The sequence below is a fragment of the Nocardioides sp. CF8 genome, assembly GCF_000389985.1.
Classification (GTDB): Bacteria; Actinomycetota; Actinomycetes; order Propionibacteriales; family Nocardioidaceae; genus Nocardioides; species Nocardioides allogilvus.
This window is the reverse complement of sequence record NZ_CM001852.1, coordinates 2,418,855-2,426,420: the sequence shown is the minus strand read 5'-3', so window position 1 is coordinate 2,426,420 and position 7,566 is coordinate 2,418,855. Positions and strand designations below refer to the sequence as shown.

At 71.6% G+C, this 7,566-nt stretch carries 11 protein-coding genes; 1 reads left to right on the top strand and 10 read right to left on the bottom strand.

Annotation, left to right across the window (positions count from 1 at the left end):
• On the top strand, positions 1-207 hold a 207-nt coding region (locus tag CF8_RS23160; RefSeq protein ID WP_036490849.1), incomplete at its 5' end, for a CbiX/SirB N-terminal domain-containing protein.
• Positions 208-279: 72 nt separating this feature from the next.
• Here CF8_RS23160 and CF8_RS11815 read toward each other — a convergent pair.
• From CF8_RS11815 to CF8_RS11770, 10 genes are all read right to left on the bottom strand, one after another.
• The gene (locus CF8_RS11815) at positions 280-660 is read right to left on the bottom strand and encodes a DUF3037 domain-containing protein (RefSeq protein ID WP_010833351.1); all 381 of its coding nucleotides are present in this window, start codon (positions 658-660) and stop codon (positions 280-282) included.
• The gene (locus CF8_RS11810; RefSeq protein WP_010833350.1) at positions 657-1,448 is read right to left on the bottom strand and encodes a HipA family kinase; all 792 of its coding nucleotides are present in this window, start codon (positions 1,446-1,448) and stop codon (positions 657-659) included. Before CF8_RS11810 ends, CF8_RS11815 begins: the two co-directional genes overlap by 4 nt.
• Positions 1,445-2,296 (bottom strand): PPK2 family polyphosphate kinase, encoded by an 852-nt coding sequence (locus CF8_RS11805; protein ID WP_036490847.1) that lies wholly within the window; start codon positions 2,294-2,296, stop codon positions 1,445-1,447. Before CF8_RS11805 ends, CF8_RS11810 begins: the two co-directional genes overlap by 4 nt.
• Positions 2,297-2,331: 35 nt before the next feature.
• Positions 2,332-3,036, bottom strand: coding sequence for a GNAT family N-acetyltransferase (locus CF8_RS11800; protein WP_010833348.1), 705 nt, complete (start codon positions 3,034-3,036; stop codon positions 2,332-2,334).
• A 44-nt stretch (positions 3,037-3,080) separates the two neighbouring features.
• Positions 3,081-3,827, bottom strand: a complete 747-nt coding sequence (locus tag CF8_RS11795; RefSeq protein WP_036490845.1) for a regulatory protein RecX — start codon at positions 3,825-3,827, stop codon at positions 3,081-3,083.
• Between the two features lie 60 nt (positions 3,828-3,887).
• Complete coding sequence (gene recA, locus CF8_RS11790) at positions 3,888-4,940, bottom strand: recombinase RecA (RefSeq protein WP_036490843.1); 1,053 nt, start codon at positions 4,938-4,940, stop codon at positions 3,888-3,890.
• A 182-nt stretch (positions 4,941-5,122) separates the two neighbouring features.
• Positions 5,123-6,370, bottom strand: a complete 1,248-nt coding sequence (locus tag CF8_RS11785; RefSeq protein WP_010833345.1) for an MFS transporter — start codon at positions 6,368-6,370, stop codon at positions 5,123-5,125.
• Entirely contained in the window at positions 6,367-6,903 is a 537-nt protein-coding gene (locus tag CF8_RS11780) for a DM13 domain-containing protein (RefSeq protein ID WP_010833344.1), read from the bottom strand. Before CF8_RS11780 ends, CF8_RS11785 begins: the two co-directional genes overlap by 4 nt.
• Positions 6,904-6,916: 13 nt before the next feature.
• Positions 6,917-7,111 (bottom strand): DUF3046 domain-containing protein, encoded by a 195-nt coding sequence (locus CF8_RS11775; protein WP_036490839.1) that lies wholly within the window; start codon positions 7,109-7,111, stop codon positions 6,917-6,919.
• The coding region (locus CF8_RS11770; protein ID WP_036490836.1) for a class I SAM-dependent methyltransferase at positions 7,108-7,566 on the bottom strand (459 nt) is incomplete at its 5' end. The genes CF8_RS11775 and CF8_RS11770, both read right to left, overlap by 4 nt.

Genomic DNA, 7,566 nt, shown 5'->3' with positions numbered 1-7,566 from the left:
GTGCGCGCCTTCCGGGCCGAGGGCCGCCGACACATCGCTGTCGCGTCGTTCTTCCTCGCGCCGGGCTTCCTGCCCGACCGGGCTGCCGAGCTCGCGATCGAGGCCGGGGCGGTCGCCGTCTCCGAGCCGCTCGGTGCCCACCCCGAGGTCGCGCGCGCCATCCTGGCTCGCTACGCCGTCGGTGCCGTGGAGCTCGTGCCGGTCTGATCGACACTGCCCCACCAGCACGTCCCCGGTCGCCCGGTTCCGCTCACGCGGGGCCGGGCGACTGTCTTCTGGTCACCCGACGAGCCGGGCCAGCAGGTGCTCGAGCTGGCGGGCGGGATCCGCCGTCATGCCGCCGTGCACGGGCCCGGGTTGCAGGACGGTGCTCTTCGGCGCCTTCAGGAAGCCGAACCGCTGGCCCGGCGACTGCAGGGCGGCCGCACCGCCGCGGGCGTCGCCCCGGCAGACACCCTCGACGAAGGCGAGCGCCGCACACACCGCATCCACGTCGAGGCGCGGGTCGAGGGCACCCAGCCGGTCGCGGTCGCACTGCCAGGCCACGTCGAGGAAGTCGGCAGCCTGGCAGTAGAGCACCACCCCGACGTTGACGAACTCCTCACGCTCAGGGCGCGGGACGCAGCGCAGGGCGACGTACTGATAGGCGAGGCGGCTCATGACGGCGCCCCCGGCAGCCAGGCGCGCGTGGCGAGGCGCGCGGTCAGGAAGGCGACGTACGCCGCTCGGAGCTCTGCGGCGCTCTCGGCGCCGGGCACGGGTTCGAGCCAGGCGTCCGGCACCTGCGCGACCACGTCGGCGAAGACGCCCTCGTCGAGCAGAGCCCGGATCCGCGCGTCGGCGTCCGGCACCTCCGCGGCACAGCCGGCCATGACGTGGTCGGTGATGTCCCACGGCTGTCGGGCGAACCGCTGGGGGTCGCTCACTCCCCCGGACCACCCGTGGTGGAAGTAGAGGGAGGCGCCGTGGTCGATCACCCAGAGCTCGCCGTGCCACACGAGCAGGTTGGGGTTCTTCCACGACCGGTCGACGTTGGCGGTGAACGCATCCAGCCAGAGCACGGTGGCCGCCTCGGCGGCGGAGGTGCTGAGCTCGCCGTCGTAGCCGAAGGAGCCGGGCAGGAAGTCGACCCCGAGGTTGAGCCCGACGCTCTTGGTGAGCAGGTCCTGCACCTCCTCGTCGGCCTCGTAGCGGGCGATCTCGGCATCGAGGTCGAGCGCGACCAGGCGCGGCGTGCGCAGCCCGATCCTGGTGGCGAGCTCACTGACGATGACCTCGGCCACCAGCACCTTGAGCCCCTGGCCCGCGCCGCGGAACTTGCAGACGTAGGTGCCGAGGTCGTCGGCCTCGACGATGCCGGGCAGGCTGCCGCCCTCGCGCAGGGGCGTGACGTAGCGGGTGACGTCGACCACCGGCAGGCCGGTGGCCGGCTTCGCAGTCGTGCTCACGCGACCGGCGCCTCGTCGGCGAGCCGTCGCTCCTGCTCCTCGACATCGAAGTCGGCCACCGGCCACTGCAGGTCGAGACCGCGCAGGGCGTCGAGCAGGAGCTGGGCGACCGCGAGGTTGCGGAACCACTTCTTGTCGGCCGGGATCACGTGCCAGGGCGCGACCCCGGTGTTCGTGCGTTCGAGGGCGATCTCGTAGGCCTCGCGGTAGGCCGGCCACAGCGCCCGCTCGTCGAGGTCGCCGGGGTTGAACTTGTAGTGCTTCTCGGGGTTGTCGAGTCGCTCCTGGAGGCGGGCCTTCTGCTCGTCGGCGCTGATGTGGAGCATGCACTTGACCAGCGTCGTGCCCTCGGCCACGAGCCTGGCCTCGAAGTCGTTGATGGCGCCGTACCGCCGCTCGATCTCCTCGGGCTCGGCGAACCCGCGCACCTTGGCGATCAGCACGTCCTCGTAGTGCGAGCGGTCGAAGACGCCGACGTAGCCGGGCGCCGGCACACCCTTCTCGATCCGCCAGAGGAAGTCGTGCGCCTTCTCCTCGTCGGTCGGTGCCTTGAAGCTGGTGATCCGCACGCCCTGCGGGTCGATCAGGCCGACGGCGTGCCGCAGCACCCCGCCCTTGCCCGAGGTGTCCATGCCCTGGAGCACGAGCAGCACCCGCCGCTCGGAGCCGGCGGTCCGCTCGGCCCACAGGCGCTCCTGCAGGTCGGCCAGCTCGGTGGCCATGGCCGCCAGCGCCGCCTCGCCGTCGGCCTTCTTCCCCGTGAACCCGGGCGCGGCGTCCGTCTCGATGGCACTCAGGTCAACGGGGCCGGGGCTGAGGCGGAGCTGGGCGGCGATCGCGTCGGTCATGGGCACATCATCGCGCACCGAGGAGGCGCTGCTCGTCAGGCCAGGACGCGGCGTACGTCGAGGGTGCAGCCGACGACGGTCGCCACCGAACTGTCCGTCTGGGGCTCGTCGAACCACACCCCCTGCTCGAAGCCGAGCTTGTCGAGCACCCGCAGGCTGGCCGCATTGCGGTGGTCGGGAGCGGCGAAGTAGGCGGCCGCGGCCGGCAGCCGGTGCTGGGTCTTCAGCATCCAGGCCCAGAGGATCGGCACCCCCAGTCCACGCCCGACCCACTCCGGCTCACCGATCGCGTAGTCCATCCCGATCGCGTCCGGGTCGGGAGCCAGCAGCGCGTACTCGGGATAGTCGCCGATGCGGTAGTCCTGCACGAAGCCCACCGAACGGCCGTTGACCTCGGCCACCCAGATCCGCGTCGGGCTGGTGCCGTCGATGTCCGCGGAGTATTGCTCGGTGACGCGCTCCAGGGTCGGTTCACCGTCGGCTGCCCACCACTGGAGCACGTGCGGTTGCTGGCGCCACTGCGCCACCTTGGGCAGGTCGCCGCGGGTCATGGGCCGCAGCGTCACGGCCCGGTCGTGGTCGATCAGGAACTTCTTGACCTCACCGGACAGGTCGAGAGGCACCGGCACGCCGCTGAGCGAGCCGGCCGTCCGGACCGCGGCAGCCCGCCAGGACTCCCCGTCTCGCACCACACCCGACAGCTCGTGGCCCCGGTCGGCGATCGTCAGCCGGATGGTCATGGGCGCTCGTCCGGGCCGGGCAGCAGTCGGGGCATGAGCCGAGACTAGAACTCCTCGTCGGGCTCTGCATCCAGTCGCAGCTCGTCCTTGACGATCGCGAACGCCATCCCGGCGCCGTAGCCCTTGCGTGCGAGCATCCCCACAAGTCGCTGGGTCGCCTTCTGCTGCTCGAGGCCACGGACGGAGCGCAACTTCTTGCGTACCAGCACCCGGGCAGCGGCAGCCTCGTCGTCCGGGTCGATCTGGTCGAGGGCGTCACGAGCGACCTCGTCGTCGATGCCCTTGCGGCGCAGCTCGTGGGCCAGCGCACGTCGGGCCAACCCCTTGCCCGGCTGTCGCGACTCGATCCACGCCCGGGCGAAGGCCTCGTCGTCGATCAGGCCGACCTCTTCGAAGCGGTCGAGCAGGCGCTCGGCCAGCTCGGCCGGCACCTCCTTCTTCGCCAGCTTGTCGGCCAGCTCCTTGCGCGAGCGGGCCTGGCCGGTGAGGGCGTCGAGGAGGATCTTGCGCGCAACGGCCTCCGGGTCCGCGGGCGGTCCGAGGGCGACCTTGTCGGGCGGCGGCGGAGCCGACGAGGGCTCTCGGGTGCGACCCGTCGCCCGCTCCGTCGACCGGGCGCGAGAGGCGCCGGACTTGCGCCGCGGGCGGCCTGTCGGCACCCGCTCGAACGGCTCGTCGGGCTCGTCCGACTCCGCGGCTCCGGACTTGGACAACCGGGACGAGCGAGTCCAGGCCTCGACCCCGGCGTGGACGTCTCCTGCCCACGCCGGCGCCGGCCGGTCCTCGCTCACCACACCCGTCCTCGCAGTTCATCCGCGCCGGCCCCTGGTTCCGCGGGGCCGGCTGCGCGGTCAGAAGTCACTCACACCGATCGGCTCGTCGGAGAGCTCGTCGGCCGGGGTGTCGACCTGCGGCCCGACGCCGAGCTTCTCCAGGATCTTCTTCTCCAGCTCGTTGGCCAGGTCGGGGTTGTCCTTGAGGAAGGTGCGGGCGTTCTCCTTGCCCTGCCCGAGCTGGTCGCCCTCGTAGGTGTACCAAGCGCCGGCCTTGCGGACCAGGCCCGCCTCGACACCGACGTCGATGAGGCCACCCTCGCGGCTGATGCCCTTGCCGTACATGATGTCGAACTCCGCCTGCTTGAACGGCGGGGCGACCTTGTTCTTCACGACCTTGACGCGGGTGCGGTTGCCGACCATGTCGGTGCCGTCCTTGAGCGTCTCGATGCGGCGCACGTCGAGGCGCACCGAGGAGTAGAACTTCAGCGCCTTGCCACCGGTGGTGGTCTCGGGCGAGCCGAACATGACGCCGATCTTCTCGCGCAGCTGGTTGATGAAGATCATCGTCGTCTTGGAGTTGTTGAGAGCACCGGTCATCTTGCGCAGTGCCTGGCTCATCAGTCGGGCCTGGAGACCGACGTGGCTGTCGCCCATCTCGCCCTCGATCTCGGCCCGGGGCACCAGCGCGGCCACCGAGTCGATCACGATCAGCGACAGGGCGCCGGAACGGATCAGCATGTCGGCGATCTCGAGCGCCTGCTCACCGGAGTCGGGCTGGGAGACCAGCAGGGCGTCGGTGTCGACACCCAGCGCCTTGGCGTAGTCGGGGTCGAGGGCGTGCTCGGCGTCGATGAAGGCCACGATGCCGCCGGCCCGCTGGGCATTGGCCACCGCGTGCAGGGCGACCGTGGTCTTTCCGGAGGACTCCGGACCGTAGATCTCCACGACACGGCCGCGGGGCAGCCCGCCGAGACCGAGCGCGACGTCGAGCGCGATGGAACCGGTGGGAATCACCTCCAGCGGGGCACGGATCTCGTCGCCCAGTCGCATGACCGAGCCCTTGCCGAACGACTTCTCGATGTTGGCGAGCGCTGCATCCAGCGCCTTCTCGCGATCTCCACCAGCCATGTGCGTGTCCTTCTCTACGTGTCGGATGTCAGGTACGTCTGCGACGCTAGAGCGAGCCACCGACATCCCCTGATCAGGGAGGTCGAACCTGTGGAGAACCTCGGTCCCGCGTCGTACCTGTGGACACAATCTAACCCGAACGTCTGTTCGATGCGCTGTTCGCCCCCGGCGTGTCGCCCGGATCAGGCGCGGCCGTCGCGACGTGTCGCGAGCCCGGCCGCGACGACGACCGCTCCGAGCAGCGCGGCGAAGGCGGCCAGCATCGGATAACCGAGCTCCTGGACGATCACCCCGGCGAGCGCTCCCCCGCCCGCGGCCGTCAGGGACATCGCCATGTCGGAGGTGCCCTGGACGTCCGTGCGCGCGGACAGCGGCGTACGGTCCGCGATGATCGTCGAGGCCGCGACCGTCGCGAAGGACCAGCCGAGGCCGAGCAGGAAGAGCCCGGCGAAGATCTGCCACGAGCTCCCCTCGGGCGCCGAGCCGCACAGAGCCAGCGACGCCAGCAGCGTCAGTCCGCCGGCCGCCAGCACCGACGAGCGTCCCCAGCGATCGGCGGCGAGACCGACGAGCGGTGAGAACGCGAACATGCCGAGCACGTGCAGCGAGATCACGAAGCCGATGACGTGCAGGTGTGCGCCGCCGTGCTCCATGTGCAGCGGCGTCATGATCATCACGGTCACCATCGCCGCGTGCGCGCAGGCCATGCCGACCACGGCCGCGCCGACGGCCGGCACGTCGCGCACCGTGGCGGTGAAGCGCGACCACGACCGGGTGGGGACGTCGCCCGCGGCGACCGGTGCCATCGACTGCGCGACGAGGAGCGGATCCGGCTTGAGGCGTACGGCGAGCACGCCGGCCGCCACCACGAGCGCGACCGCGCCGATGGCGAACCCGCCGGTGAGCTCGGGGATGCCGACGGACCGCGCGAAGGAGGCGCCAACACCGGTCAGGTTGGGGCCGGCGACCGCGCCGATGGTGGTGGCCCACACGACGACGGACAACGCACGGGCGCGCGTCTCCTCGGGCGCGAGGTCGGTGGCGGCGTAGCGCGAGCCGGAGTTGGCTGCCGTGGTCGCACCGAGGAGGACGGCACCGACGAGCAGCACCAGCATCGAGTCGACCACACCGGCGACGACGGCCAGCACGGCGCCGGCAGCGCCGAGCAGGTAGCCGGTGACGAGGCCGATCCGGCGCCCGCGGGCGCGCATCAACCGCGCGAGCAGGAAGGCGGCGGCCGCCGTGCCGAGCACCTGGAAGGTCTGGGCCAGGCCGGCCATGCTCTCGCTGCCGGAGATGTCGCGCGCGAGCAGCGAGGCGGTCGCGACGCCGATCGTCACGCCGACCGCCCCGACTGCCTGCGAGACGACGAGCGTGCGGATCGTGCGGGTCTGGACGGCCTCGATGTCGACGAGGGTCGTCGTCGTCATGCGGCGCTGATCGGCGCGGTGCCGAAGGCGATGTTGAAGCGGTCGCACCAGATGACGACCGACTTCAGCCCGGCGAGGTCGGCCCCGGCCGGGATCTCGTAGTTCTGGTTGCCGTGGGTCGCCTTGAGGCCTCCGAGCGCGACGTAGCGACCATCGTCGTAGGAGCCCCAGTCACCCCCGCTGGGTCGGTCGCTGAGCCAGACGTGGAGATCAGGCCCGTCGGAGCTGGCCAGGCCCTCGATGCGGACGAACCGGCGGCCGTCGGCGAGCTCCAGCAGGCGGACCGCCCCCGCGGTCGCGTGCTCGGCGTCGACGAACGTGCCGGCGCCGAGCTCCCGGTCCGTGGGCGTGGTGGTGGGCTTATCGACCGGAGTGGCCGACTCCGTCTGGTCGGCTCCTGAGGTGGCTGTCGGCACGGCCTCGTCGACGGTGCTGCTGGTGAGGATGCGCCAGGGCTGGAACAGCCACGCCCCGACCCCGACGACCAGCACCGCGGCCACGACCGCGGCGCTGATCCAGTTGCCCTTGGTCATGCCAGCCATGGTCTCACCGTTCCCGGTCGGGCAGCTCGAGCGTGCGCCACACGGCCTGCCACACCTGCTTGGGCGCGACGCCCGCGTCGAGGGCCTCGACCGCGGTCCGGCTGCCGAGCTCGCCGATCACGAACAGCTCGGCCCAGGTCCGTGAGCTCGCCCGCCCGAGGGCGTGGTCGAGGCGGTCCCAGAACTCGGTGTGCCTCATGCGCGCACCGCCGACAGCTCGAGCCACGAGTCGGCGTTCTTCCGTCCGGCCTCGTGGGCGATCTCGACGTCGCGCCAGCCCGCGTCGGCGACGACGGTGGCCAGCGCATCGGCGCGCCAGTAGGTGAAGTGGCGCGGGCTGCTGATCGAGCCGTGCGTCGACCAGCCCTCCCCGTCGCCCTCCTTGACCGAGATGCGCAGCAGGCCACCGGGTCGCACGACCGCGGCGAGGCGTGCGATCACGGTGGGCAGGTCTCTCCGAGCGACGTGCAGCAGCGAGGCGTTGGCCCACACAGCGGCGTACGGGCCCTCGGGCGAAGCCAGGTCGTCGGTGAGCGGGTCGAGGACGTCGGCGTCGTGCCCCTGGGCCCGGAGCAGGGCGACGAAGCCGGGCGTGATGTCGGTACGGCGCACGCGCAGCCCCAGCTCCTCCATCAGCCGCGCGTCCCGCCCGCC

Coding starts and splice junctions, on each gene's coding strand:
- CF8_RS11775 (WP_036490839.1), bottom strand. CDS start 7,111: ATGAGGCACACCGAGTTCTGGGACCGCCTCGACCACGCCCTCGGGCGG.
- CF8_RS11780 (WP_010833344.1), bottom strand. CDS start 6,903: ATGACCAAGGGCAACTGGATCAGCGCCGCGGTCGTGGCCGCGGTGCTG.
- CF8_RS11785 (WP_010833345.1), bottom strand. CDS start 6,370: ATGACGACGACGACCCTCGTCGACATCGAGGCCGTCCAGACCCGCACG.
- recA (WP_036490843.1), bottom strand. CDS start 4,940: ATGGCTGGTGGAGATCGCGAGAAGGCGCTGGATGCAGCGCTCGCCAAC.
- CF8_RS11800 (WP_010833348.1), bottom strand. CDS start 3,036: ATGACCATCCGGCTGACGATCGCCGACCGGGGCCACGAGCTGTCGGGT.
- CF8_RS11815 (WP_010833351.1), bottom strand. CDS start 660: ATGAGCCGCCTCGCCTATCAGTACGTCGCCCTGCGCTGCGTCCCGCGC.
- CF8_RS11805 (WP_036490847.1), bottom strand. CDS start 2,296: ATGACCGACGCGATCGCCGCCCAGCTCCGCCTCAGCCCCGGCCCCGTT.